Origin of the sequence: Flavobacterium sp. N1719 (assembly GCF_025947045.1) — a bacterium.
In the GTDB taxonomy this organism is placed as follows: domain Bacteria; phylum Bacteroidota; class Bacteroidia; order Flavobacteriales; family Flavobacteriaceae; genus Flavobacterium; species Flavobacterium stagni.
The window spans coordinates 1,397,160-1,423,232 of sequence record NZ_CP109993.1 but is presented as its reverse complement, the minus strand read 5'-3'; the positions used below and the strand labels follow the sequence as shown (position 1 = coordinate 1,423,232).

The following is a 26,073-nucleotide window of genomic DNA, read 5'->3' as shown; positions in this document are numbered from 1 at the left end:
GCGAATTATCCTTTAAAAACTTTATCCAAAGATACTCCTCTTTGCTTAGCTACAGTAGCCGCGCTTCTCATTTGTAATAAAGCATCAAAAGTTGCTTTTACTACGTTATGAGGATTGGATGATCCTTGGGACTTAGACAATACATCGTGAATTCCTACTGATTCTAATACGGCACGAACGGCACCACCGGCAATTACTCCGGTACCATGAGAAGCAGGCATTAAATAAACGCGAGCTCCACCAAATTTACCTTTTTGTTCGTGTGGTACAGATTGACCACTCAAAGGAATTCTAACTAAGTTTTTCTTTGCATCTTCAACTGCTTTCGCAATCGCTTCAGAAACATCTTTAGATTTTCCTAATCCGTGTCCTACCACGCCGTTTTCGTCACCAACTACTACGATAGCAGAGAAACCGAATGCTCTACCTCCTTTAGTAACTTTAGTTACACGATTAACACTTACCAAACGGTCTTTCAACTCTAGTCCGCTGGGTTTTACTAGTTCGATATTTTTGTACTTGTACATAAATTAGAATTTTAGTCCAGCAGCTCTAGCGCCTTCTGCCAATGATTTAACACGTCCATGGTATAAATAACCTCCACGATCGAAAGTTATCGTATCGATTCCGGCTTTCAACGCTTTTTCACCAACAAGTTTTCCAACTTGTTCTGCGATTTCAACGTTAGTACCTTTAAAATCTACTCCCTTATCTCTAGATGAAGCAGCTAATAAAGTAACACCATTTACATCGTCTATGAGCTGTGCATAGATTTCTTTATTACTTCTGAATACAGAAAGTCTTGGTTGGGTAGCAGTACCTTTCACAATCTTTCTGATTCTGAACTGAATTCTTTGTCTTCTTTCAGATTTTGATAATGACATAACCTTTATTTTTAAGCTGATTTACCTGCTTTTCTTCTTAATACTTCACCTACAAACTTGATACCTTTTCCTTTGTATGGTTCAGGCTTACGGAATCCTCGGATTTTCGCAGTTACCTGACCTAAAAGTTGTTTATCAAAAGAAGTAAGTTTTACGATAGGGTTTTTACCTTTTTCAGAGATTGTTTCAACAACTACTTCAGGAGCAATTTCTAAAACAATATTATGAGAGTAACCTAAAGCTAAGTCTAATTTTTGACCCGCGTTAGAAGCTCTGTATCCAACCCCTACAAGTTCCAATTCATTGGTAAAACCGGTAGATACACCTGTAACCATGTTACTGATTAACGCGCGGTATAAACCGTGTTTTGATCTTTGATCTTTGTAGTCAGATGATCTTTCAACTGTGATTTGATCACCTTCAACTTTTACAGTTACGTCCGAAAACTCCTGTGTAAGTTGACCTAATTTTCCTTTTACTGTAATCACACCTTCGCCTAGAGTTACCTCTACACCCGCTGGGATTGTAATTGGGCTTTTACCTATTCTTGACATCGTTTCCCCTTTTTATTAGTATACGTAACAAATAACTTCACCACCAACATTAAGCTGTCTTGCTTGTTTTCCAGTCATCAAACCTTTTGATGTAGAAACAATAGCAATACCTAAACCGTTTAAGATTCGAGGTAATTTAGCAGCACCGGCATATTTACGTAAACCTGGTTTACTAATTCTTTGGATATCTCTAATTACGGACTCTTTAGTGTCTTTGTCATACTTAAGAGCGATCTTGATGGTACCCTGAACGGTATTGTCCTCAAATTTGTAACTAAGGATATATCCTTGATCAAATAAAATTTTTGTGATTTCTTTCTTCATATTAGAAGCAGGAATTTCAACCACTTTGTGGTTGGCCTTTGCTGCATTTCTAATTCTCGTAAGAAAATCGGCAATTGGATCTGTATACATATTGATTTATTTGTGGTTATGGTTTTCGCAGAACCCTCAGTTCTGCGAACCTTTAACCCATTAAACTATTTTTTACCAACTAGCTTTTTTCACCCCTGGAATTAATCCTTGGTTGGCCATTTCACGGAAAGTTACACGTGAAATACCGAATTGACGCATGTACCCTCTTGGACGTCCAGTTAATTTACAACGGTTGTGTAAACGAACAGGAGATGCATTTTTAGGTAACTTTTGCAATCCTTCATAATCGCCAGCTTCCAAAAGAGCTTTTCTTTTCTCAGCATATTTCGCAACGGTTTTTTGTCTTTTAACCTCGCGGGCTTTCATTGATTCTTTAGCCATATCTTAATTCTTTTTAAAAGGTAAACCTAATTCAGCTAATAATGATTTTGCTTCTTTATCTGTAGCAGCAGATGTTACAAAAGTAATATCCATTCCGGCAATTTTATTTACTTTATCAATATCAATTTCTGGGAAAATGATTTGTTCAGTAACACCTAAATTGTAATTACCTCTACCGTCGAATCCGTTAGCTTTGATTCCACCAAAGTCACGTACACGTGGTAATGCAGAAGTGATCAAACGATCTAAAAACTCATACATTTTTTCACCACGTAAAGTTACTTTAGCACCAATTGGCATTCCTTTTCTTAATTTAAAAGAAGCAACGTCTTTTTTAGACAAAGTTGCTAATGCCTTTTGACCTGTGATTTTAGTTAACTCTTCAACAGCGTGATCTACTAATTTTTTATCAGATACAGCTGCACCTACTCCACGGCTTACAACAATTTTTTCAAGTTTAGGAACTTGCATTACATTTTTGTATCCGAATTCTTCTTTAAGAGCAGCGACTACGCGACTCTTATATTCTTGCTTTAGTCTTGGAATATATGCCATAACTATAATACTTGATTAGATTTTTTTGAAAATCTTACTTTCTTATCTCCTTCAGCTTTGAATCCAACTTTAGTAGCTTCTTTTGATTTTGGATCAACTAAAGCTAAGTTAGAAATGTGAATAGGAGCTTCTTTCTTAACAATTCCGCCTTGAGGATTTTTAGCACTTGGTTTAGTGTGTTTGGAAACCATGTTCACACCTTCAACGATTGCTTTATTATCTTCACGGATAACACGTACCACTTTACCTTCAGCACCTTTATGGTCACCTGCGATAACTTTTACTACGTCTCCTGATTTAATTTTAATCTTTGTCATCATCAATCGAATTAAAGCACTTCAGGTGCCAATGATACAATTTTCATGAATTGCTTCTCACGAAGCTCTCTGGCAACCGGACCAAAAACACGCGTACCTCTCATTTCTCCAGCAGCATTTAACAATACACATGCGTTATCGTCAAATCTGATGTAAGAACCATCGGCTCTGCGTACTTCTTTTTTGGTACGTACAACAACTGCAGTAGAAACCGCACCTTTTTTCACGTTTCCGTTTGGTGTGGCGTCTTTAATAGAAACTACAATTTTATCTCCAACAGAGGCATAACGACGTTTCGTTCCTCCTAACACGCGGATAGTTAGTACTTCTTTAGCACCTGTGTTATCCGCAACTTTTAATCTACTTTCCTGTTGTACCATGATTACTTCGCTCTTTCAATGATTTCAACTAATCTCCAACATTTGGTTTTACTTAATGGACGAGTCTCCATAATTCTTACTGTATCACCAATGTTACAGTCATTTTTCTCGTCGTGTGCAACATATTTCTTTGTTTTTAACACGAACTTACCATATAAAGGGTGTTTTACTTTTTTAGTTTCAGCAACAACAATGGATTTCGCCATTTTGTTACTAGTAACCACACCAACTCTTTCTTTTCTTAAATTTCTTTTTTCCATCGTTCAGCGGATATTACAATTATTGTAACTCTCTTTTGCTTAATTCAGTTGCCAATCGTGCCACTGCTCTTCTCATCGAACGGATTTGTAGCGGGTTTTGGATTGGAGAAATAGCATGTGCTATTCTTAAATCAGCATAAGACTTTTTCAATTCACTAAGTTTTGCTTGCAACTCAGCTGTAGACAGATTGATAATTTCTGATTGTTTCATAATAAAATTACTTGATTATGCTTCGAAATCTCTTGCAACAACAAACTTAGTTTTCACAGGAAGTTTCTGAGCAGCTAAACGTAAAGCTTCTTTGGCTACTGACAGAGGCACCCCTCCTACTTCAAACATGATTCTGCCTGGTTTTACAACGGCAGCCCAGTATTCAACGGCACCTTTACCTTTACCCATACGTACTTCAAGTGGTTTTTTGGTAATTGGTTTATCCGGGAAGATCTTAATCCATAACTGTCCTTCACGCTTCATGTAACGGGTAGCAGCGATACGAGCAGCCTCGATTTGACGGGATGTTAAAAATGCTGAATCCATAGATTTGATACCAAACATTCCGTTAGAAAGTACGTGACCTCTTTGAGACACCCCTTTCATTTTACCTTTCTGTACCTTGCGGTATTTTGTTCTTTTAGGCTGTAACATTTTTCTTTAGTTTAAAAAATTACTTTCTTTTACGGGCACCTCCCGATTTACCTGATTTACCATTTCTTGGCGCATCACCTTTTCCTCCAGCAGCTTGTTTTTTGTCCATGCCTACTAATGGAGATAAATCGCGTTTTCCGTAAACTTCACCTTTCATGATCCATACTTTGATACCCATTCTACCGTAAGTAGTATGTGATTCTGCCAAAGCATAATCAATATCGGCTCTGAAAGTGGATAGAGGAATACGTCCTTCTTTGAAATTCTCAGAACGTGCCATTTCAGCACCATTCAAACGACCTGAAATCATAACTTTGATTCCTTCCGCATTCATACGCATTGCAGCGGCAATAGCCATCTTGATCGCTCTACGGTATGAAATACGACTCTCAATTTGACGAGCAATACTAGAAGCCACTAAAAAGGCATCTAATTCTGGTCTTTTGATTTCAAAGATGTTAATTTGAACCTCTTTGTCCGTAATTTTCTTAAGTTCTTCTTTTAACTTGTCTACCTCTTGACCGCCTTTACCAATGATGATACCTGGACGAGCCGTAGTGATAGTAACGGTTACAAGCTTTAAAGTTCTCTCGATGATTACTTTTGATACACTAGCTTTTGATAAACGAGCATGGATATACTTTCTGATTTTATAATCTTCAGCGATTTTATCGCCGTAATCATTTCCACCATACCAGTTTGAATCCCATCCTCTGATGATACCAAGGCGATTTCCAATTGGATTTGTCTTTTGTCCCATACTGTTTATTAATTACTTTGTGTGTTATCTACTTGTCCTAACACGATTGTTACGTGATTTGAACGTTTTCTGATTCTGTGTGCGCGACCTTGTGGAGCTGGACGTAATCTTTTTAACATTACACCACCATCAACTTTGATCTCTTTTACAAATAAGCCTGCTTCAGCTACATTGCCTTCACTGTTTTTCTGCTCCCAATTATTGATTGCAGATAATAACAATTTTTCCAATTTTCTTGAAGCTTCTTTTGAGCTAAATCTTAGGATACTAAGTGCTCTTTCCACTTTCTGACCTCTTACCAAGTCTGCTACTAAGCGCATTTTTCTAGGTGAAGTAGGGCAGTTATTTAACTTAGCAAAAGCCAAAGACTTGTTCGCCTCTTTTCTTGCGTCTGCTGTATTTCTTTTACGAACTCCCATTTCTTCTTATTTTTTACCTTTATTTTTAGCTCCAGCATGACCTCTAAAAGATCTTGTTGGTGAAAATTCTCCTAACTTATGACCTACCATGTTCTCAGTTACATAAACGGGAACGAATTGGCGACCATTGTGAACTGCGATTGTTTGTCCAACGAAGTCTGGAGTAATCATTGAGGCTCTTGACCAAGTCTTCACCACATTTTTATTTCCATTCTCTGCGTTTTCTAAAACTTTCTTTTCTAATTTATAGTGAACGTAAGGTCCTTTCTTTAATGAACGTGCCATGTCTATCTAATTATTTCTTTCTGCGTTCAACAATATACTTGTTACTTGGATTAACTAAAGAACGTGTTCTATATCCTTTAGCTGGTAGACCTTTTCTAGAACGTGGGTGACCTCCTGAAGAACGTCCTTCACCACCTCCCATTGGGTGATCAACTGGGTTCATCGCTACTGGTCTTGTTCTTGGTCTTCTACCTAACCATCTGCTTCTACCTGCTTTACCAGATACGATCAATTGGTGGTCAGAGTTAGAAACTGCTCCAATTGTAGCCATACAAGTCAACAAGATTAAACGTGTTTCTCCAGAAGGCATTTTAATAGTAGCATATTTACCGTCTCTCGCCATTAATTGAGCGAAAGTACCTGCAGAACGAGCAATGATAGCTCCTTGACCTGGACGTAATTCAATACATGAAATTACAGTACCCAATGGAATTTTGCTTAACGGTAAAGTGTTTCCGATTTCAGGAGCAGCATTTTCTCCTGAAGTTACTGTCTGACCTACTTGAAGACCATTTTGAGCAATGATGTAGGTTTTCTCTCCATCTGCATAAGCTAATAATGCGATAAAGGCTGTTCTGTTTGGATCGTACTCAATCGACTTAACGGTTGCAGGGATACCAAACTTAGTTCTTTTGAAATCGATAATACGATATCTTTGCTTGTGACCACCGCCTGTATAACGCATGGTCATTTTTCCTTGACTATTTCTACCTCCTGAGCTTTTTTTCGGTGCGATCAACGAACGCTCCGGCTTATCAGTTGTGATGGCGTCAAAACCATTCACGACTCTAAAACGCTGGCCAGGGGTAATAGGTTTTAATTTTCTAACTGACATTGTTTAATTAGATATTAGAATAAAAATCAATTGTTTCACCTTCCTGTACTTGAACGATTGCTTTCTTGTAAGAAGCAGTTTTTCCTTGGATCAATCCACTTTTTGTATATTTAGTAGAACGATCAGGACGTACATTCATCGTATTTACTTCAACAACGGTAACGCCATAAGCAGCCTCAACAGCTTTCTTAATCTCAACTTTGTTGGCTTTCTTATCTACAACGAAACCAAAACGATTGAAAAGTTCACCATCTTTGGTCACTTTTTCGGTAATAATAGGTTTAATTATGATACTCATGGCTCTGTTATTTACTTAAATTTTCTACAATTCCCTCTACCGAACCCTCAGTAAGCACTAAACTATTAGCATTTAAAATGCTGTAAGTGCTTAATTCTGAAGAAGTTACAACCTTAGAGGCTTTTAAATTGCGTGACGACAAATATACATTTTTATTTGAATCACCCAACACGAATAAGGATTTTTTACCCTCTAACCCTAAAGCATTCAATACACTAAGGAAATTTTTAGTGCTTGGCGCGTCAAAGTTGAAATCCTCAACAACGATCAAATTCGACTCTTTTGCTTTCAAAGACAATGCTGATTTACGAGCTAATCTTTTTAAACCTTTGTTCAATTTGAACGAATAACTTCTTGGTCTTGGTCCGAAGATAGTACCTCCACCTACAAAAACTGGAGATTTAGCACTACCTGCACGAGCCGTACCGGTACCTTTTTGTTTTTTAATTTTGCGTGTACTTCCAGCAACCTCATTACGCTCTTTCGCTTTGTGAGTTCCCTGTCTTTGGTTAGCAAGGTATTGCTTAACATCAAGATATACCGCATGATTGTTTGGCTCAACACCAAATACAGCGTCAGAAAGTTGTACTTTTCTGCCTGTATCTTTTCCGTTAATATCTAAAACTTTTACTTCCATTACTTCTGAATGATTACATACGAGTTTTTGTGTCCAGGAATCGCACCTTTAACCACCAATAGGTTTTTGTCAGCTACGACTTTCAAAACTCTAAGATTTTGTACTTTAACATTTTGACCACCCATTCTTCCAGCCATACGCATTCCTTTGAATACACGTGATGGATACGAAGATGCACCTACAGAACCTGGCGCTCTTAAACGGTTGTGCTGACCGTGTGTAGACTGACCTACCCCACCGAATCCATGACGTTTTACAACCCCTTGGAATCCTTTTCCTTTAGACACTCCCTGCACATCCACAAACTCTCCTTCGCTGAACACATCAACAGTGATGTTATCACCAAGTTTGTACTCTGTTTCGAAACCTTGGAATTCAACGACTTTTTTCTTAGCAGAAGTTCCCGCTTTTTTAAAGTGACCTACAGCCGCTTTAGTTGCGTGTTTTTCTGTTTTGTCATCGAAACCAAGTTGTAACGCTTCATACCCGTCAACCTCTTTGGTTCTGACTTGGGTAACGACACATGGTCCAGCTTCGATTACGGTACAAGGAATGTTTTTCCCGTTCTCGTCGAAGATGCTGGTCATGCCGATTTTTCTTCCAATTAACCCAGACATAAAATTTATTAATTAATTAAACATTTATTAGTAATGGCAACTAGCCATTTTTTTGAGCGTGCAAATATAGAGATTAGAATCCATCAATCAAAATAATCTAAGTAATTATTTTTCAGCAAGTAATCCACAATTTATTATAGCTCAGAATTGATTATAAGTGAAAAACTCAATCAATCCCTAAAACCTAGTGATAGCAAGACTTAAGAGAAAAAACAATCTTTAATTTAATCAATTAGATAGCCTTATTTTTTAAAAAAATAGTTATCAACAAAATGCGACTCAACCCTTTCATCCTGATTTTTATCTCAAAAAAAAGCGCTAAGACTGTCTGATAATTACAAAAAAAATGACCGACTCAATAGCCGGTCATTCTATCTTTAAGAAGTGATCTATCACACTTTGATTTCAACTTCAACACCACTAGGCAATTCTAACTTCATTAAAGCATCAATCGTTTTTGAAGAAGAACTATAGATGTCTAATAAACGTTTGTAAGAACTAACCTCGAACTGCTCACGTGATTTTTTGTTTACGTGAGGAGAACGCAATACGGTGAAGATTTTCTTGTGTGTAGGAAGTGGAATTGGACCCGTTACTACAGCACCTGTGCTTTTCACTGTTTTTACGATCTTCTCAGCAGACTTGTCTACCAACATGTGATCGTAAGATTTCAATTTTATTCTGATTTTTTGACTCATTTTTTCTAAGATTAAGCGTTACCTTTTGCTTTTTTGATTACCTCTTCAGAGATGTTAGAAGGAGTTTGCTCGTAGTGAGAGAATTCCATAGTGGAAGTTGCTCTACCTGAAGACAATGTTCTCAAAGTAGTTACATAACCAAACATTTCTGATAATGGCACGTGTGCTTTGATCACTTTAGATCCCGCACGGTCACCCATGTCGTTCACTTGTCCTCTTCTACGGTTAAGGTCACCTACGATATCCCCCATGTTTTCTTCTGGAGTAATCACTTCAATTTTCATGATCGGCTCAAGGATTACAGCACCGGCTGCTTTCGCAACTTCTTTGTAACCTAACTTAGCTGCCATTTCGAAAGAAAGCGCATCCGAGTCAACAGGGTGGTACGAACCATCCAATAACGTAACTTTCAAGCTATCCACAGTATAACCTGCTAAAGGCCCTTGTTTCATTGCTTCTTTGAATCCTTTTTCAACAGCAGGAACATACTCTTTTGGTACGTTACCCCCTTTTACCTCGTTCACAAACTGAAGACCCACGAAACCTTCTTCGGCTGGCTCCAAACGGAAAACGATATCCCCGAATTTACCACGACCCCCTGATTGTTTCTTGTACACTTCACGGTGTTGAGCCGTTTTAGTGAAAGCTTCTTTGTACTCTACTTGAGGCTCACCTTGGTTTACTTCAACCTTGAACTCACGTTTCATACGGTCTATTAAGATATCCAAGTGCAACTCACCCATACCCGAGATAATAGTTTGCCCTGAAGCCTCGTCTGTACGTACAGTAAACGTTGGATCTTCTTCAGCCAATTTAGCTAAAGCCATACCCATTTTATCTACGTCCGCTTTTGTTTTAGGCTCAATAGCGATACCAATTACAGGATCAGGGAATTTCATCGATTCAAGGATGATTGGGTGTTTTTCATCACACATAGTGTCACCTGTTTTGATATCCTTGAAACCTACTGCCGCTCCAATATCACCTGCCTCGATGTATTCGATTGGGTTTTGCTTGTTTGCGTGCATTTGGTAGATACGAGAAATACGCTCTTTATTACCTGAACGCGTGTTCAAAATGTAAGAACCTGCATCCAAACGACCTGAATACGCTCTAAAGAATGCCAAACGACCTACATAAGGATCGGTTGCAATTTTGAAAGCCAAAGCCGCGAAAGGCTCCGTTACATCAGGACGACGTAAAATTTTTGTTTGCTCTTCTTCTGGAAGATCAGCATCATCAGGGTGGATACCTTGGATACCGTCTTTATCTACTGGAGAAGGCAAGTATTTACATACTGCATCCAACATGAATTGAACTCCTTTGTTTTTGAATGAAGAACCACACATCATCGGAATGATTGCCATGTCGATGGTAGCCGCACGCAAGGCATTGTTGATTTCTTCCTCAGTAATCGAGTTCTCATCTTCCATATACTTGTCAAGTAGATTTTCATCATACTCGGCAACTGCTTCAATTAAAGTTGAACGGTACTGACGTACTTCATCAACCATATCAGCTGGGATATCAATGATATCGAAAGTAGCTCCTTGTGATTCTTCATGCCATACAATAGCTTGATTTTTCACTAAGTCCACTACTCCTTTGAAATCTGCTTCTTCACCGATTGGCAAAGTAATCGCTACTGCGTTTGATTTCAACATGTCGCGAACTTGCTGACAAACAGCCAAGAAGTTAGATCCTTGACGGTCCATTTTGTTCACGAATCCCATACGTGGAACACGGTATTGATCCGCTAATCTCCAGTTGGTTTCTGACTGAGGCTCAACTCCGTCTACCGCTGAAAATAAGAATACCAATCCGTCCAATACACGTAATGAACGGTTTACCTCAACGGTAAAGTCAACGTGTCCGGGAGTATCGATAATATTAAAGTGATACCCTTTCGTATCTGCTAAGTTCTTTCCTTGTTCCGTTGGGAAATTCCAAGTACAAGTAGTAGCTGCAGAAGTAATGGTAATACCACGCTCTTGCTCTTGTGCCATCCAGTCCATAGTTGCTGCACCGTCGTGTACCTCACCAATTTTGTGTGATTTACCGGTGTAGAACAAAATACGTTCTGTGGTTGTCGTCTTTCCAGCGTCAATGTGCGCTGCAATACCGATGTTTCTGGTGTATTTTAAATCTCTTGCCATCGCTTAAATATTAAAATCTAAAGTGAGAGAATGCTTTATTTGCTTCAGCCATTTTGTGAGTATCCATTCTCTTTTTCACTGCAGCACCTTCTTCTTTAGCCGCAGCTAAAATTTCAGACGCTAAACGTGCAGCCATGGATTTCTCATTTCTTTTACGGGCATAAAGAATTAACCATTTCATCGCCATAGAGATTTTACGGTCTGGACGAATTTGCATTGGGATTTGGAAAGTAGCTCCACCTACACGACGAGAACGAACTTCTACGTGAGGCATTACGTTTGTTAACGCATCTTTCCAAATTTCTAAAGCAGATTTCTCTGCATCTTGTTTCTTAGTCTCTACGATGTCTAAAGCAGCGTAAAAAACGTTGAAAGCAATTGATTTTTTACCATCCCACATTAAGTTGTTCACAAAACGTGTTACCAATTGATCATTGAATTTTGGATCTGGTAAAAGAGGTCTTTTTTTGGCCTGTCTTTTTCTCATTTCTTCTGATTAAAAGTTCTTAATTACTTTTTGTCTTTTGGGCGTTTAGCACCGTACTTAGATCTTCTTTGTAGACGACCGTTAACACCAGCCGTGTCTAATGCACCACGTACAATGTGGTATCTAACTCCCGGTAAATCTTTTACCCTTCCACCTCTCACTAATACTATCGAGTGCTCTTGTAGGTTGTGTCCTTCTCCAGGGATGTATGCATTCACCTCATTACCATTTGTCAAACGTACACGCGCAACTTTACGCATTGCAGAGTTTGGTTTTTTTGGTGTAGTGGTGTAAACACGCGTACAAACCCCTCTTCTTTGAGGACAAGAATCCAAAGCAGCCGATTTACTCTTCTTAGTGATTTTGGCTCTTCCAGTTCTTACTAATTGTTGAATTGTTGGCATAATTTAAATAATAAATTTACTTATGTTTACTTTTACCCGCATTTTACGGGGTTGCAAATGTACTAATTAATTTCAATAAAAAAAATGTTGATAAATTATTTTTTACAACCATTAATTTACTGACTGTTAACCGACTATCAACCTCTGTAATTTTCTCTTTTTTTCAACGTTGTACACCAAAGAAAAATCTCAAAATTTATTTTTTTCCGCTACTTTTACAACAAATCCATGTTATGAATAAGCTCTTCGCGCTACTATTTGCTCTTGTTTCTTTCCTTTCAAACGGACAAGAATGGCAATTAAACATGGTAGGGAGCGAACCCAACGACCGCCAACTTCTTCTTAACTTCCCACATGAAAAGACTTTTGACACAGAAAAAGAGTTAGCAAAGTACACCCAACAATATTTAACCACTTTACACCAAGCTGGGTTTACCTCAGCCTTTTATCAATCTATTCAAAAAAACAGTCCAAATAGATATACATATATTATACATTTTGGAAACGCTATTCGCTACCTGTATATAAAGGAGTACAAATCATCCGCTACCACTGCTTTTGCTTTTATACCTAAAGAAAATATAATTCCATTCTCCAAAAGTGAACAATACCTAAATCAACTACTCCAAAACTTTGAAAAATCAGGCTATGCTTTTGCGAAAATTCAACTAACACAACTCCAAGCTCAGCATGACACTTTATACGCTCTTCTTGACTATGAGCCTGGAGTCAAAAGAAACGTCAATGCAATTGTCATCAATGGTTATGACAAATTCCCTGAAAGCCATAAAAAAGAATTGGAACGCCTATTTCGCAACAAAATCCTAAATCAAGTCACTATTGAAAAACTGCATAAGACGATCAATCAATTTCGTTTCGTTCGGTCTGTAAAATATCCCGAAATTCTTTTTACTAAAGACGCCTCCCAAATCTACACCTACGTAGAAAAAGTAAAAGCAAATACCTTTGATGGTTATATCGGATTTACCAACAATGAAAATGGCAAACTCATTTTTAACGGTTATGTTGATGGAAGCTTACTCAATGCGTTGAACAACGGAGAAAAAATCAATGTGTATTGGAAAAGCAATGGCCAAGCCCAACGCACCTTTAATTTACTCTGGGAACAACCCTATATTTTTAAATCGCCTCTAGCCCTAAAGGCGCAGTTGAATATTTTTAAACAAGACAGCACTTTTCAAACCACCCAAACCAATTTTGATCTAGGGTATTGCCTTTCTTTTAATTCCCGGATTTACCTAGGTTATCAGTCGGCCGAATCCAGTGACATCAAAAATGTGAATACCGCTAACTTAAAAGATTTTAAAAATAATTTTCTCACTGCCCAATGGAATTGGAATGTAAAAAATGACCAAGAAGATGCCGCTCTTTTTCCAGAACGGACTCTAATTAATTTCAAAATAGGAACGGGGAAAAGAAAAACGAGTTCGATTTCCAACACTCAACTCATGGCACAACTCGCTATTCAACATCAATTTTACATCAATCAGCGCAATAGTATCCAATTAAAAAACCAATCGTTCCTTCTCCAAAGCGAACACTACTTGACCAATGAATTATTTCGTTTTGGCGGAATAAACTCCGTGCGCGGATTCAATGAAAACACGTTACAAGCGAACTTCTTCTCTGCCTTATGTAGTGAATACCGCTATACCCTCTCAGATAATTTATACCTCCACAGTGTTATTGATTACGGCTATTTTCAAGACAAAACCACCCAAACTTCGGGCAACTTGCTCGGACTCGGATTCGGTTTTGGACTTTTGAATAAAAATGGACTGCTCAATTTTGTGTATGCCAATGGGTCTACCAACAATCAAGCTATAAAACTTGCTAACTCAATTGTGCAAATTAGTTTAAAAACTACGTTTTAAATTTTCTTTACAATTTGTACAGATAATGAATTGACTGTCATCATGAAATCATAAAACATCATTGAATAAAAACTCATAATATTTGGTGGTTTTTATAAATTAACATGTGCTTTCCTTGTTTTGTTAAGTTTTTTTTAAGAATTTTAACTTATTATTAACTATACCAAACAAAATAATGAAAAGAAAACTACATCAATTTTTAGTCCTGTTTGCAGTATTTATGCTGCAAAGTGCATTCGCACAAAGGACAGTCAGCGGAACCGTTTCCGATGACAGTGGGCTCCCTATTCCTGGAGCCAATGTTATGATTAAAGAAACCAAAACAGGGGTTCAAACCGACGCGGATGGAAAATTTTCTATCAAAGCGGAGGCAAATCAAACATTAGTTGTCAGTTTCATCGGCTACATTACCAAAGAAGTAGCCGCTAGTGAAACCAATTTAAAAATCAAACTGAAATCAGATGCCGTAGGTCTAGATGAAGTTGTAGTTACCGCACAAGGAATCAAGCGCGACAAAAAATCGTTGGGTTATGCTTCTCAACAAATTGCTGGTGGCGATCTAAACGGCGGGGCTTCTGATGCCAACGTTTCCAACTTACTTTCAGGTAAAATTGCTGGGGTTGAAATTCGCCGAAACAACAATATGGGTGGATCGACCAACGTAGTCATTCGCGGAAGCAAATCGTTAACAGGAAACAACCAAGCTTTGTGGGTTATTGATGGTGTGCCAATTGACAACTCCAACACGAACTTAACCAGCCAACAACAGGGTAGTTCAGGATACGACTATGGAAATACAGCCTCGGATATTAACCAAGAGGATATTGAAAGCATTAACGTTTTAAAAGGTGCTGCCGCAACGGCGCTTTATGGTTCTCGCGCTGCCAACGGTGTAATTTTAATCACTACAAAAAAAGGCCGTAGCAAAGACAAAGGAATTGGAGTAACTTTTAATTCAAGTTACACTGTAGGTTCTATTGATCGCTCAACTTTCCCTAAATATCAAGATAAATATGGTGCTGGTTATGGGATGTATTATGGCGACCCATCGGGATACTTTGATTACTTTGATGTCAATGGTGATGGTATTGATGACTTAGTGGCGCCAACCTACGAAGATGCTTCGTATGGAGCTCCATTTCAAGGACAGTCGGTTTACCAATGGACTTCTTTCACTCCGTATTCAAGCAATTATGGTCAACCTACTCCATGGAGAGCCGCTGCCAACGGACCAATTACATTTTTCAACAAATCCATCATTTCAAACAATAGTGTAACATTAGAAACAGCCAATGACAAAAGTTCGCTGTTGATGACATTGACAAACTATGATGAAAAAGGGATTATGCCCAATAGTAATTTGAAGAAAAATCAAATCAGTAGCCGCTTCAGTCATAAAGTGAACGACAGGTTTACTGTAAATTCTTATGCTTCTGTTACATTACAAAAAACAACAGGACGTAACTCAACCGGTTATAACGACAACATTATGTCCAATTTCCGTCAATGGTGGGAAACTAATGTAGACATCAAAGATTTGGAACAAGTTTACAATAATTCAGGAGGACAAAACATCACTTGGAACTTTGCAGATGTTTCAAGTCCTGATGGATTAGTGCCTATTTTCTGGGACAACCCTTATTTTACACGCTATAAAAACTATTCTAGCGACCGAAGAAATCGTTTAATCGGTTATATTTCGGGAACGTATGAAATCACAAAATGGTTAAATGCAACAGGTCGTATTTCATTAGACACTTACAATCAATTGCAAGAAGAACGTCGTGCGATTGGATCTATTGCAACAGGTTTCGGTTTATCTCCAGTAGATGAAAGTTCAGGATACCAACGTTATTCTAAAGGTTTCACAGAAATTAACTATGATTTCATGTTAAATTTCAACAAGAAATTTGGAGAAAACATCAGCCTTACCGGAGTTTTAGGAACCAATGTACGTCGTCAAAACCTTGATGCTGTTTTGGCTTCAACAATTGGTGGTTTAGTTGTTCCTGAATTGTATGCCTTATCGAATTCAATGTATGAATTACCTTTCCCAGTTGAGACTAAGTACCACTGGGGAGTTAACGGTATTTATGCCCAAGGCAGTTTAGGTTACAAAGACACTTATTTTATGGAAGCCTCATTACGTAGAGATGCCTCTTCAACACTTCCTGTAGGACAAAATGTGTATTATTATCCCGCCTTATCAGGTTCGGTTATTTTATCTAACTTACTAAAAGTTGATGCTTTAAATTTTGCTAAATTTAGAGCCAATTATGCTGAAGTAGGTAATGACGCTCCTCCATTAAGTCTAGTAAATACGTTCCAACGTGATTTAAATTTCCATGGAAATCCTGTGTATACTTTACCAAACGTCAACAAAAATCCTCAATTAAAACCTGAAAGAACAAAATCATTTGAGTTAGGTCTTGAAGCTAGTTTCTTGAAAAAACGTTTAGGTTTTGATGTGAGTTTCTACAATAACCGTTCGGTTGACCAAATCGTTTCAGGTGCAGTTTCTTCAGCATCTGGTGTAACCAATGCCGTAGTAAACGGTGGAGAAATCCAAAACCGTGGTTTGGAATTACAACTAACAGGTACTCCTGTAAAAACGAATGATTTCCAATGGAACGTTACTGTAAACTGGTCACGTAACCGCAATAAAGTAATTTCGTTACCCGCAGGTTTAGAAAACTTACAATTGGGTAGTTTCCAAGGAGGTATTACAATCAATGCTGCACCTGGTGAACCCTATGGCTCAATCAAGGGAACTGACTTCATTTACCATCCCAATGGACAACCTATTATCGATCAAAGTACAGGTCGATACTTAGAAACATCTACTTCTGATAACATTATTGGAAATATCAACCCAGATTGGATTGGTGGTATTCGTAATAATTTAACCTATAAAAATATAGCGTTAAGTTTCTTAATTGATATGCAAAAAGGGGGAGATATTTTCTCTCTAGACATGTATTATGGTTTAGCTACGGGTCTTTACCCAGAAACAGCAGACAATGGTGTTCGTGAAACAGGTGTTGTTCTTCCAGGTGTAGCGCCAAACGGTAGTCCGAACACCGTGTATACAATAGCACCAGAATATTACGGAAACAACTACGGTTACCGCCGTACTCCAGACAAAGCGTTTGTTTATGATGCTTCTTTTATCAAATTACGTGAAGTTGCGTTAACCTACAACTTCAATAAAAAATTCTTGAAAAATGCATTTATAAAAGATGCGAAAGTGAGTTTAGTAGGAACTAATTTGTGGATTATTCACAAAAATCTTCCTTACGCAGATCCAGAAAGTGGTTTAACTTCTGGTAACCTTTCTCGTGGTTACTCGGTAGGTTCTTTACCCACAACTCGTAACATTGGTGTTAACTTAACTTTAAAATTCTAGCCATGAAAAAGATCTATTTATTTTTGGGGCTTTCCCTTATGCTGACATCCTGTTCCGACAATATGGAATCGTTGAACAATGATGACAAGAATCCCGCTGTAGTTCCAGCAAGTACACTTTTTACTAGTGCAGAACGAACGTTGAGCGATCAAATGATTAACTCAAACGTGAATCGAAATATTTTCCGTTTGCTTTCCCAACAATGGACCGAAACTACCTATACCGATGAATCCAACTATGATTTTGTTACCCGTAAAATTTCGGATAACCATTGGAATGAATTGTATGCAGGTGTTTTGGCAGATTTATACAAAGCAAAAGAATATGTGACTGCAGAGTCAATTCCTGCTAACGACCCTGCCTTTGCTGAAAAAACAGCGATCAAAAACAACAAATTAGCGCAAATCGACATTTTGATAGTGTATACGTACCAAGTTCTGGTTGACACGTTTGGAGATGTTCCTTACACGCAAGCTTTATTAGGTGGTGCTAACTATCTACCCAAATACGACAAAGCTATCGACATCTACAAAGATTTGATCACTCGTCTTTCTAATGACGTCAATCAAATGGACAGTTCCTATGCTGGCTTTGATAGCGCTGATGTGATGTACCATGGCGACATGGATAACTGGATGTATTTCGCCAATTCTATCAAATTAAAATTGGGTGTAAATCTTTTAGCTTCTGGTCAAGAAAGTACAATTGCTACCAACGCCATTACTGCTGCAATTAATGATGGATTGATAACTTCAAATGCAGATAACGCAAAAGTACCTTACATGAGTGCTGTGCCAAACACCAACCCTATCTTTAATGATTTGGTAAACTCAGGACGTCACGACTTTGTGGTTACCAATGTGGTTGTAGATAAAATGTTGCCCTTGAATGACCCGCGTTTCTTAATCTATACCAATGGAAATCCAGATGGTGGAATTGTAGGGGAATCCAACAGTTTCTCAGGCAGTACTCAAGTGGGCGATAAAATCCAAGAACCTGATTTCAGTGGAACTTTATTGGATGCCGCCGAAGTAGAATTCTTATTGGCTGAAGCTGCAGAACGCGGCGTGGCTGCTGCAGGTTCTGCTGAAACACATTACAACAATGCCATCTTAGCTTCTATGGATGACTGGGGCGTAAGCGCTATTGATGCAGCTGCCTATTTAGCACAACCTGCTGTTGCTTACAGTACAGCAGCTGGAACTTGGCAACAAAAAATTGGAGAACAAGCTTGGTTAGGTTTGTATAACCGCGGATTTGAGGCGTGGACTTCTTACCGTCGTCTTAACTATCCTGCTCTTGTAGCACCTCCAACAGCGGATGCAGCCGCTGAAGGTTTAGTACCTGTTCGTATGCAATACCCAATTCGCGAACAAACCTTAAACCCTACCAATTACAATGCAGCAGCAACAGCAATTGGTGGTGATAAATTAACAACCCGTTTATTCTGGGACGCGAATTAATCCAAACCATAATAAACAACCTCATAAAACCGTCACTTCCGTGGCGGTTTTTTTTATCTTTGCCCCATGGAAAAAGAAAACCAAATCTTCGGCATCCGTGCCGTCATTGAGGCAATACATGCCGGTAAAGAAATCGATAAAATCTTCGTACATAAAGAAGCGCAAGGCGAATTGATGCGCGAACTCATGAAAACATTGAAGGCCAACAACCTTCCGTTCACCTATGTTCCCGTTGAAAAACTCAACCGCCTCACGCACCTCAACCACCAAGGTGTTGTAGCCACAATCGCACCCATCAAATTCCAATCCCTGGAAACATTGGTCGAAAATTTATTGGAAAACGAGAAAAAACCGTTACTACTTATTTTGGACCAACTCAGCGATGCCCGCAACTTTGGAGCCATCATCCGTACCGCCGAATGCACCGGAGTCGATGGCATAATTATTTCAAAAACCGGAGCAGCTCCCGTCAATGGCGATACCGTAAAAACCTCTGCCGGAGCCGTTTTTAATGTGCCCATTTGTAAAGTTGACCATATCAAAGACGCTGTCTTTTACCTGCAAGGTAGCGGCATTAAAACCGTAGCCGCAACTGAAAAAACGGACGATACGCTTTATGCCGTCGACTTTACCGAACCCGTGGCCATCATCATGGGAAGCGAAGACCGCGGTATCAATCCGTCCGTGTTGAAAATTGTGGATGAAAAAGCCAAACTCCCGCTATTTGGAACCATCGGTTCGTTAAATGTATCCGTGGCCTGTGGCGCCTTTTTATACGAAGCGGTACGCCAACGTTCCTAAAGATTGGGAGCATCATCCTATTGCTTTCTCGGGAAATAATCACCCGCTTTCCGCTGTATCCCTTCACTTCGTTACGGGGATGCCGCTGCAATCGGGGCTAAAATAGACCGCTTATCGTTCAAAACAAAAACGCCGAAGTACTATTCTTCGGCGTTTTTGTAAATATAATTGATTTGGACGGGAACAAAATGGGAACCCAATTCTTCTTCATAGTCAACCATAATTTCCTCGGGTTTCGGCGGATTCACAAATTGACCGTTTTCGTCAAAGCGCCGCATGAAGGGATCCAACTCAGGATCAAAGTCGGGACGCTCCCAGTCGTACCGGTATTCCGATACATAATCGGGAGTTTTAAACACAAAAGCAAATACCATCCCAGCAAGAAAGCCTCCCAAATGCCCTTCCCATGAAATTTTTGGATCGACCTCGGGAAAAACATACCACACCATGCCACCATAGACTATCACCACCGCAAACGATAACGCCATCAAGCGGTAATACCCCGTACGTAATCCTTTGAAGAAAATAAACGAAACCAACACATAAATCAATCCACTTGCACCAATATGCACACTGGACCGACCCACTGCCCACGTAAACAATCCCGAAAGCAACACTCCATATACCAAAACTTTCAACGACAACTCCCGATAGAAATAAACCAACGCCATCGTCAAGACAAACAAAGGCACACTATTATTGGTCAAATGCTGCCAGTCGGCATGCAAAAACGGACTCAACACAACGCCCTGCAAACCCGAAAATGTCCGCGGTACGATTCCATGATCATTCCCATGATAATGGCCATAAAGATTGATTAAAAAAGCACTCCAAATGGTGAGCAACAAAAAGGTAGGCACCAACCATACCGATGGAGAATATTTAAAAATTTGTGCGTCTTTCATACTTCAAGCTACACAAATATATAACCAAAGTTGGTTTTCTGCTAAAATGGCAGTAGTAGTTAAAAGTTTGAAATCTGAATCTTTCCTCCTTCCCTCCTTTTTTTTACCTTTATCCCACAAAACAATCCTCATGGAAGCACCCTTAGCCGAACGCGTTCGCCCGCATCAATTAGAAGATTACATCAGTCAGTTGCACTTGGTGGGACCGCACGGTTCGCTAACCCAGCAAATTGCCCGAGGCGTGATTCCTTCCATGATTTTCTGGGGTTCGCCGGGAACGGGTAAAACAACCTTAGCGCAAATCATTGCGCGTCAAAGCGACCGCCCGTTCTATGAATTAAGTGCGATCAATTCGGGAGTAAAAGACGTTCGGGAGGTAATTGATAAAGCCAAACAGAGCGGCGGAATTTTTACGGCTAAAAATCCCATTTTGTTTATTGATGAGATCCACCGTTTTAGCAAATCTCAACAAGACTCACTATTGGGTGCAGTAGAAAAAGGGTGGGTAACTTTAATCGGAGCCACTACCGAAAATCCGAGTTTTGAAGTCATCCCCGCATTGTTGTCACGTTGTCAGGTTTATGTGCTCAATCCGTTTACCAAAGAAGATTTATTGGCCTTGTTGGATCGCGCGATGAAAATTGATCCGCAGCTGTCCCAACGAAAAATCACCATTGAGGAACACGAAGCCTTGTTGCGATTATCGGGTGGTGACGGCCGTAAATTATTGAATATTTTCGAACTTGTGGTCAACGCCACAGCGGGTGACGAAGTGGTGATTACCAATACCAAAGTGCTAGATTTGGTCCAACAAAATACGGTTTTATACGACAAAACGGGAGAACAGCATTACGACATCATTTCGGCTTTTATCAAATCCATTCGTGGTAGCGATCCCAATGGAGCGGTGTATTGGTTAGCGCGCATGCTAGAAGGTGGCGAAGATGTGAAATTTATTGCCCGCCGGATGCTTATTTTGGCCAGTGAAGACATTGGTAATGCCAACCCTACAGCCTTAATTATGGCCAACAATACCTTTCAAGCCGTCACGGCGATTGGCTATCCTGAGAGTCGGATCATCCTGAGTCAGTGTGCGATCTATTTGGCTACTTCAGCCAAAAGCAATGCGAGTTATATGGCCATTGGCGAAGCACAAGCTTTGGTTAAACAAACAGACGACTTACCCATCCCGTTGCATTTACGGAATGCTCCCACGAAATTGATGAAAGAATTGGGCTATGGGGAAGACTATGCCTATGCTCATAATTACACGAATAATTTCGTAGCACAAGAATACCTTCCGGAAGCGATTCAAGAAACAAAATTTTACGAACCGGGAAATAATGCTCGGGAAAACGAACTGCGTAAATTTTTACAAAACCGTTGGAAGGACAAATACGGGTATTGATTAGAGCCCTTTGATGAATTGTTCTCTTGAAATCAATCGGTTGTTTTCATAATATTCCCAAAACCACTTTTGATTTTGATACAGCAAAACACCGGCTATTTTTCCGTTAACTTCTACCAGAAAACAGTCGCGCGAACTGGTTTTATACAACACCATTTCAGGTGAAGTTGCTTTTTTCTTAAACAATCCTATCGAAGATTCCGTAAGGGTTTGTGCTTGTAAATAAACATCTTCTTCGGTAATCATTGCAGGCATTTCATCAACTGCAGTAGATTTTGAAGGAGATTCAATCGGTTTAAGTGCTGGATTTGCCTCGGTTTGCGAAACAGGCAATGTATGATTCTTAAAGGCTGAAAATTGATCCATTGCATTACGTAAAGCGTTGATGTAAGCCATGCGTGTATTTTTATCGCGGTCACTCCCTTCGGGCGAACTGGCTACAATTGTACCATGACAATCAACAAATTGCACCGTGACTTTGGTGACAAACATATTGCTTTTGGTTGCTAATTTCACGCCCCATTCCTCACAATTCAAGGATTTCGGAAAAGCTTCTTCTTTCAAACCCACTTTCAACTCGGATGCATATTGGTATTTATCCATATACATTTGTAGAAGCGTTCCTAAACCGTAGAGATTGGGTTCGCGCATGAACGAAAACTGCTCTGGAATAATGATTTTCGGTTGATTTTGGGCGTAGCCCATGGTTGCAACAAAAAGTAAAAGTAAAATTCGTTTCATTTTAAAAGTAATTTTTTAATTGAGATAAATGTGTCACAGCAGTAATTCCGTTGGGTACCTCCACCTCAAACTCGTTAAAAAAAATTGCGCTCATTCCTACCTCCAACGCTCCTTGGACATCGGCTTCCAGGCAATCGCCAATCATGATGGATTGTTCAGGCAATGCGCCTGCCCGTTCCAACGCTTTTTCAAATATCATAGGATGGGGTTTCTTCACACCTGCGGTTTCCGAATTGGTCACCGTTTGAAAAAACTTCCCTATTCCTGAATTGTTCAATTTACCATCTTGCACGGATTGAAATCCGTTGGTAATAATATGCAAGCGGTAGTTGGGTTGAAGATAGGTCAACAAATCTGTAGTGCCCTCATACAAATGATTGTTCAACGGCAATTCTTGAATATACTCTTCGGACAATAGATGGATAACTTCGTCAGAAACCGCATAGCCTAATCGATCAAAAGTATCTTTCAACCGACCGTAACGCAGTGTTGCCTGTGTAACCAAATCTTTACGGTATTGCTCCCAATACCATTTGTTCAAGGGCACATAATGCTTTAAAAATTCGGGCAAAGCCACTTCGATGTTATTTCGATGAAGCACCGATTCGAATGCCAAGGCTGAATTGCGCTCAAAATCCCAAAGCGTGTGATCTAAATCAAAAAAAATATCGGTTATCTGTTGCACTTTTTTTATAAAATTCCTTCGTCGGCAAAACTGAGGTAGCCCGTTTCGGTAATGATTACATGATCCAAGACTAAAATATCCAACTGTTGTCCGGCTACTTTTAGGCGTTGGGTAATCTCTTTATCGGCATCGCTGGCTTGCAATTTTCCCGAGGGATGATTGTGTGTCAAAATTAGGGAAGTTGCTTTGTATTCCAATGCCGATTTGAAAATTAAACGAATATCGACGATGGTTCCCGTCATACCCCCTTTAGACATGAGTTCTTTATGCAGTATTTTATTGGAATTATTTAGAAACAACACCCAAAACTCTTCGTGCGGTAATTCTCCAATAATTGGCTGCATGATTTCAAAAACCGATTTGCTCGAACTGATCTTAAAGCGCTCTTGGACTTCTTCCTGTCGTCGTCTTCTCCCTAACTCAAGCGCAGCAGCAATGGTAATCGCTTTGGCTTCGCCGATGCCTTTAAATTCCATAAGTTGAACTACGGTGCGTTTGCCGAGTTCGTTGAGATTTTGCTGGGATTGGGATAAAATGCGTTGGGCCAATTGCACGGCACTTTCGTTGCGCGAACCCGAACCGAGTAAGATGGCTAATAATTCAGCATCGGATAATGCCGCTTTACCTTTTAATAAAAATTTTTCACGTGGGCGGTCGTCTTCGGCCCATTGGGGAATTGGTGTATACATAATATCTTGGCTTATATTGAATTACGAAATAACTGCTTTTTTTTATTTCTTCAAAATAAACTAATTAACAATAGCGTTTCTCTGTAAAATCAACCGTATGCCTTACTTATTAATCGTTGCCTTACTTTTTATTTCTTGCCAACAAAAACCAGAGCAAACAGGTCATGTGCGCACTGAAGTCCAAGAAAAAAACTCCGAAATTACGCCACTACCCCACCCTAAAAATTTTGGTGAACGTTTATCCAATGCTGCACTTCAAGTGATTGATTCCACAGTAGTTTATACGCCTGCTTATGTTTCCATTCCCTATCCCATGGGCGATGTGCCAGCCAAAACAGGAGTTTGCACCGATGTAGTCATTCGGGCATACCGTAAATGTACTATTGATTTGCAAAAAGAAGTCCATGAAGACTTGAAAGCACATTTTAATCTTTATCCTAATTTGAAAAAATGGGGACTTAAAAATCCGGACAAAAACATTGACCACCGAAGAGTACCCAATTTGGAAGTGTTTTTTACTCGAAAAGGAAAAAAACTTCCCGTAACCCAAAACAGTGCCGATTATTTACCCGGTGATATTGTAACTTGGATGATCAATGATAAATTACCGCATATTGGAATAGTAACCCATCTCAAAGAAGACGGCACACCTCTCGTCGTGCATAATATCGGCGGTGGGCAAAACCTTGAAAATTTTCTTTTCAACTACCCTATTGTAGGGCATTTTCGGTACGGTGAAAACTAAAAATCTCCGATACTTGACCGGAGATTTTTACTTATTGAATTAAACTTTTTACTTCATCAAAATGGAGTCCTCCGTAATTCCCCGAACTCATGAGCAACAAGGCGGTATTCTCGAGATTGTAATTGAACAAAAACGCTTTAAATTCCTCTGGATTTGTGTAAATGATTAAATCATTTCGTTGAAAGGATTGTGCAATTTGTTCGTAGGTGACTTCTTCCAATTGCTTGATTTTTACCGCATCGGGCGAATAAAAAACAACGGCTACATCAGCAGCATCAAGTGCACCTTCGTATTCTTTCAAAAACTCGGCATTCAAACTGCTATAGGTATGCAATTCCAAGCAAGCCACCAATTTTCGGTCGGGATATTGATTCTTCACGGCTTTGGTGGTAGCAGAAACTTTACTCGGGGAATGGGCGAAATCTTTGTAGGCTACTTTATTCGAACTCTCGGCAATTTTTTCCAACCGTTTGGAAGCGCCTTTAAAAGTGGCAATGGCTTCGTAGAAATCGGCTTCATCGACACCCATACACTGGCACACCCATTTCGCTCCGGCCAAATTATTTAAGTTATGCGCCCCAAAAACTTCAATGGGCATAGCGCCTTCGGGAGTTTCTAATAATGTCGTTCCATTTTCAACTGTGTATGCAGCCGTTTGGTATGGAATTTTACGAATGGTATTTTCAGAAGCTTCTGCGACTTTTTTAACGGTTGCATCTTCTTCATTATAAATCAAAATACCGCCTTTGGTAATTTGGTTGACAAACGTTTCAAATTGCTGTACATAATTTTCAAAGGTGGGAAACACGTTGATATGATCCCATGCAATACCCGACAATAAGGCTATATTGGGTTGGTACAAATGAAACTTGGGTCGGCGATCGATGGGTGACGACAAGTACTCATCACCTTCCAAAACGATAAAATCATTTTCTTCGGTAAGATGCACCATAGTGTCAAATCCCTCCAATTGGGCGCCTACCATATAATCCACTTGAACATTGTGGTAATGCATCACATGCAAAATCATGGACGTTATCGTGGTTTTTCCATGAGAACCGCCAATGACCACACGGGTTTTATTTTTGGATTGTTCGTATAAAAATTCAGGATACGAATAAATTTGCAACCCTAATTCTTGGGCGCGCAAGAGTTCGGGATTATCGGCTTTGGCGTGCATACCAAGAATTACGGCATCAATATCGGCGGTAATTTTCTCAGGGAACCAACCCATTGCAGCGGGCAACAAGCCGTGTTTTTGCAAACGCGACAAAGACGGTTCAAAAATCGCATCATCGCTTCCTGTAACGTGATACCCTTTATGATGTAAGGCCAAAGCCAAATTGTGCATGGCTGCGCCGCCAATGGCGATAAAATGTGTTCGCAT

General features: G+C 39.4%; 33 protein-coding genes. 6 read left to right on the top strand and 27 right to left on the bottom strand.

What is annotated here, in order from left to right; translation table 11 throughout:
* Positions 1-5: 5 nt before the first annotated feature.
* The 22 genes from rpsE to rpsL form a co-directional block, all read right to left on the bottom strand.
* Positions 6-527 carry a 30S ribosomal protein S5 gene (gene rpsE / locus OLM45_RS06000; RefSeq protein ID WP_129461894.1) on the bottom strand — a complete coding sequence of 174 codons (522 nt, stop codon included), beginning with the start codon at positions 525-527 and terminating at the stop codon, positions 6-8.
* Between the two features lie 3 nt (positions 528-530).
* Entirely contained in the window at positions 531-884 is a 354-nt protein-coding gene (gene rplR, locus OLM45_RS05995) for a 50S ribosomal protein L18 (protein ID WP_129461895.1), read from the bottom strand.
* Between the two features lie 11 nt (positions 885-895).
* Entirely contained in the window at positions 896-1,438 is a 543-nt protein-coding gene (rplF, locus tag OLM45_RS05990) for a 50S ribosomal protein L6 (protein ID WP_129461896.1), read from the bottom strand.
* 15 nt (positions 1,439-1,453) lie between these two features.
* A complete protein-coding gene (gene rpsH / locus OLM45_RS05985; RefSeq protein ID WP_129461897.1) occupies positions 1,454-1,852 on the bottom strand; it encodes a 30S ribosomal protein S8 in 399 nt (132 codons plus the stop codon).
* Positions 1,853-1,924: 72 nt separating this feature from the next.
* The gene (gene rpsN, locus OLM45_RS05980; RefSeq protein ID WP_073361301.1) at positions 1,925-2,194 is read right to left on the bottom strand and encodes a 30S ribosomal protein S14; all 270 of its coding nucleotides are present in this window, start codon (positions 2,192-2,194) and stop codon (positions 1,925-1,927) included.
* A gap of 3 nt (positions 2,195-2,197) precedes the next feature.
* The gene (gene rplE, locus OLM45_RS05975) at positions 2,198-2,749 is read right to left on the bottom strand and encodes a 50S ribosomal protein L5 (protein ID WP_129461898.1); all 552 of its coding nucleotides are present in this window, start codon (positions 2,747-2,749) and stop codon (positions 2,198-2,200) included.
* A 2-nt stretch (positions 2,750-2,751) separates the two neighbouring features.
* Positions 2,752-3,066: a 50S ribosomal protein L24 gene (rplX, locus tag OLM45_RS05970; RefSeq protein WP_129461899.1), complete on the bottom strand. Its 315-nt coding sequence runs from the start codon at positions 3,064-3,066 to the stop codon at positions 2,752-2,754.
* An 11-nt stretch (positions 3,067-3,077) separates the two neighbouring features.
* Positions 3,078-3,446 carry a 50S ribosomal protein L14 gene (gene rplN / locus OLM45_RS05965; RefSeq protein WP_007803649.1) on the bottom strand — a complete coding sequence of 123 codons (369 nt, stop codon included), beginning with the start codon at positions 3,444-3,446 and terminating at the stop codon, positions 3,078-3,080.
* Between the two features lie 2 nt (positions 3,447-3,448).
* Positions 3,449-3,706 carry a 30S ribosomal protein S17 gene (gene rpsQ / locus OLM45_RS05960; RefSeq protein WP_129461900.1) on the bottom strand — a complete coding sequence of 86 codons (258 nt, stop codon included), beginning with the start codon at positions 3,704-3,706 and terminating at the stop codon, positions 3,449-3,451.
* Between the two features lie 19 nt (positions 3,707-3,725).
* Positions 3,726-3,917: a 50S ribosomal protein L29 gene (gene rpmC, locus OLM45_RS05955; RefSeq protein WP_264512755.1), complete on the bottom strand. Its 192-nt coding sequence runs from the start codon at positions 3,915-3,917 to the stop codon at positions 3,726-3,728.
* 15 nt (positions 3,918-3,932) lie between these two features.
* Positions 3,933-4,352, bottom strand: a complete 420-nt coding sequence (rplP, locus tag OLM45_RS05950; RefSeq protein WP_129461902.1) for a 50S ribosomal protein L16 — start codon at positions 4,350-4,352, stop codon at positions 3,933-3,935.
* 19 nt (positions 4,353-4,371) lie between these two features.
* Positions 4,372-5,112 carry a 30S ribosomal protein S3 gene (gene rpsC, locus OLM45_RS05945; protein WP_129461903.1) on the bottom strand — a complete coding sequence of 247 codons (741 nt, stop codon included), beginning with the start codon at positions 5,110-5,112 and terminating at the stop codon, positions 4,372-4,374.
* A gap of 8 nt (positions 5,113-5,120) precedes the next feature.
* Positions 5,121-5,531, bottom strand: a complete 411-nt coding sequence (gene rplV / locus OLM45_RS05940) for a 50S ribosomal protein L22 (RefSeq protein ID WP_073361313.1) — start codon at positions 5,529-5,531, stop codon at positions 5,121-5,123.
* Positions 5,532-5,537: 6 nt separating this feature from the next.
* Positions 5,538-5,816 (bottom strand): 30S ribosomal protein S19, encoded by a 279-nt coding sequence (gene rpsS / locus OLM45_RS05935; RefSeq protein WP_073361315.1) that lies wholly within the window; start codon positions 5,814-5,816, stop codon positions 5,538-5,540.
* Between the two features lie 10 nt (positions 5,817-5,826).
* Positions 5,827-6,651, bottom strand: coding sequence for a 50S ribosomal protein L2 (gene rplB / locus OLM45_RS05930; RefSeq protein ID WP_129461904.1), 825 nt, complete (start codon positions 6,649-6,651; stop codon positions 5,827-5,829).
* A gap of 7 nt (positions 6,652-6,658) precedes the next feature.
* Complete coding sequence (gene rplW, locus OLM45_RS05925; RefSeq protein ID WP_129461905.1) at positions 6,659-6,949, bottom strand: 50S ribosomal protein L23; 291 nt, start codon at positions 6,947-6,949, stop codon at positions 6,659-6,661.
* Between the two features lie 7 nt (positions 6,950-6,956).
* Entirely contained in the window at positions 6,957-7,586 is a 630-nt protein-coding gene (gene rplD, locus OLM45_RS05920; protein ID WP_129461906.1) for a 50S ribosomal protein L4, read from the bottom strand.
* Positions 7,586-8,203 (bottom strand): 50S ribosomal protein L3, encoded by a 618-nt coding sequence (gene rplC, locus OLM45_RS05915; RefSeq protein ID WP_129461907.1) that lies wholly within the window; start codon positions 8,201-8,203, stop codon positions 7,586-7,588. Before rplC ends, rplD begins: the two co-directional genes overlap by 1 nt.
* 392 nt (positions 8,204-8,595) lie before the next feature.
* Positions 8,596-8,901: a 30S ribosomal protein S10 gene (gene rpsJ / locus OLM45_RS05910; protein WP_023579610.1), complete on the bottom strand. Its 306-nt coding sequence runs from the start codon at positions 8,899-8,901 to the stop codon at positions 8,596-8,598.
* Positions 8,902-8,912: 11 nt separating this feature from the next.
* The gene (gene fusA / locus OLM45_RS05905; protein ID WP_264512752.1) at positions 8,913-11,057 is read right to left on the bottom strand and encodes an elongation factor G; all 2,145 of its coding nucleotides are present in this window, start codon (positions 11,055-11,057) and stop codon (positions 8,913-8,915) included.
* Between the two features lie 10 nt (positions 11,058-11,067).
* On the bottom strand, positions 11,068-11,544 hold the full coding sequence (gene rpsG / locus OLM45_RS05900; RefSeq protein ID WP_129461909.1) for a 30S ribosomal protein S7: 477 nt from the start codon (positions 11,542-11,544) through the stop codon (positions 11,068-11,070).
* 23 nt (positions 11,545-11,567) lie between these two features.
* On the bottom strand, positions 11,568-11,948 hold the full coding sequence (gene rpsL / locus OLM45_RS05895; RefSeq protein ID WP_072781281.1) for a 30S ribosomal protein S12: 381 nt from the start codon (positions 11,946-11,948) through the stop codon (positions 11,568-11,570).
* 233 nt (positions 11,949-12,181) lie between these two features.
* Between rpsL and OLM45_RS05890 the strand changes: the two genes are divergently transcribed.
* The 4 genes from OLM45_RS05890 (at position 12,182) to rlmB (ending at position 19,513) form a co-directional block, all read left to right on the top strand.
* On the top strand, positions 12,182-13,843 hold the full coding sequence (locus OLM45_RS05890; protein ID WP_264512751.1) for an outer membrane protein assembly factor: 1,662 nt from the start codon (positions 12,182-12,184) through the stop codon (positions 13,841-13,843).
* A gap of 175 nt (positions 13,844-14,018) precedes the next feature.
* Entirely contained in the window at positions 14,019-17,249 is a 3,231-nt protein-coding gene (locus OLM45_RS05885) for a SusC/RagA family TonB-linked outer membrane protein (protein ID WP_264512749.1), read from the top strand.
* Positions 17,250-17,251: 2 nt separating this feature from the next.
* Positions 17,252-18,712: a SusD/RagB family nutrient-binding outer membrane lipoprotein gene (locus tag OLM45_RS05880; protein ID WP_264512747.1), complete on the top strand. Its 1,461-nt coding sequence runs from the start codon at positions 17,252-17,254 to the stop codon at positions 18,710-18,712.
* A gap of 66 nt (positions 18,713-18,778) precedes the next feature.
* A complete protein-coding gene (rlmB, locus tag OLM45_RS05875) occupies positions 18,779-19,513 on the top strand; it encodes a 23S rRNA (guanosine(2251)-2'-O)-methyltransferase RlmB (protein WP_264512744.1) in 735 nt (244 codons plus the stop codon).
* A 140-nt stretch (positions 19,514-19,653) separates the two neighbouring features.
* Here rlmB and OLM45_RS05870 read toward each other — a convergent pair whose 3' ends face one another.
* Positions 19,654-20,418: a rhomboid family intramembrane serine protease gene (locus tag OLM45_RS05870; RefSeq protein WP_264512742.1), complete on the bottom strand. Its 765-nt coding sequence runs from the start codon at positions 20,416-20,418 to the stop codon at positions 19,654-19,656.
* A 130-nt stretch (positions 20,419-20,548) separates the two neighbouring features.
* Here OLM45_RS05870 and OLM45_RS05865 point away from each other — a divergent pair, with 130 nt between their 5' ends.
* Positions 20,549-21,826: a replication-associated recombination protein A gene (locus OLM45_RS05865; protein ID WP_264512740.1), complete on the top strand. Its 1,278-nt coding sequence runs from the start codon at positions 20,549-20,551 to the stop codon at positions 21,824-21,826.
* Here the strand turns inward: OLM45_RS05865 and OLM45_RS05860 are convergent, their stop codons facing one another.
* The 3 genes from OLM45_RS05860 to radC are packed head-to-tail and all read right to left on the bottom strand — an operon-like array spanning position 21,827 to position 23,941.
* Complete coding sequence (locus OLM45_RS05860; protein ID WP_264512738.1) at positions 21,827-22,567, bottom strand: hypothetical protein; 741 nt, start codon at positions 22,565-22,567, stop codon at positions 21,827-21,829.
* A gap of 1 nt (position 22,568) precedes the next feature.
* Positions 22,569-23,252, bottom strand: a complete 684-nt coding sequence (locus OLM45_RS05855) for a YjjG family noncanonical pyrimidine nucleotidase (RefSeq protein ID WP_264512736.1) — start codon at positions 23,250-23,252, stop codon at positions 22,569-22,571.
* A 5-nt stretch (positions 23,253-23,257) separates the two neighbouring features.
* Positions 23,258-23,941, bottom strand: coding sequence for a RadC family protein (gene radC, locus OLM45_RS05850; protein ID WP_264512734.1), 684 nt, complete (start codon positions 23,939-23,941; stop codon positions 23,258-23,260).
* Between the two features lie 97 nt (positions 23,942-24,038).
* Here radC and OLM45_RS05845 point away from each other — a divergent pair, with 97 nt between their 5' ends.
* Positions 24,039-24,686 (top strand): DUF1287 domain-containing protein, encoded by a 648-nt coding sequence (locus tag OLM45_RS05845; protein WP_264512732.1) that lies wholly within the window; start codon positions 24,039-24,041, stop codon positions 24,684-24,686.
* Positions 24,687-24,717: 31 nt separating this feature from the next.
* Here OLM45_RS05845 and OLM45_RS05840 read toward each other — a convergent pair whose 3' ends face one another.
* Positions 24,718-26,073 carry a UDP-N-acetylmuramate--L-alanine ligase gene (locus tag OLM45_RS05840; RefSeq protein ID WP_264512730.1) on the bottom strand — a complete coding sequence of 452 codons (1,356 nt, stop codon included), beginning with the start codon at positions 26,071-26,073 and terminating at the stop codon, positions 24,718-24,720.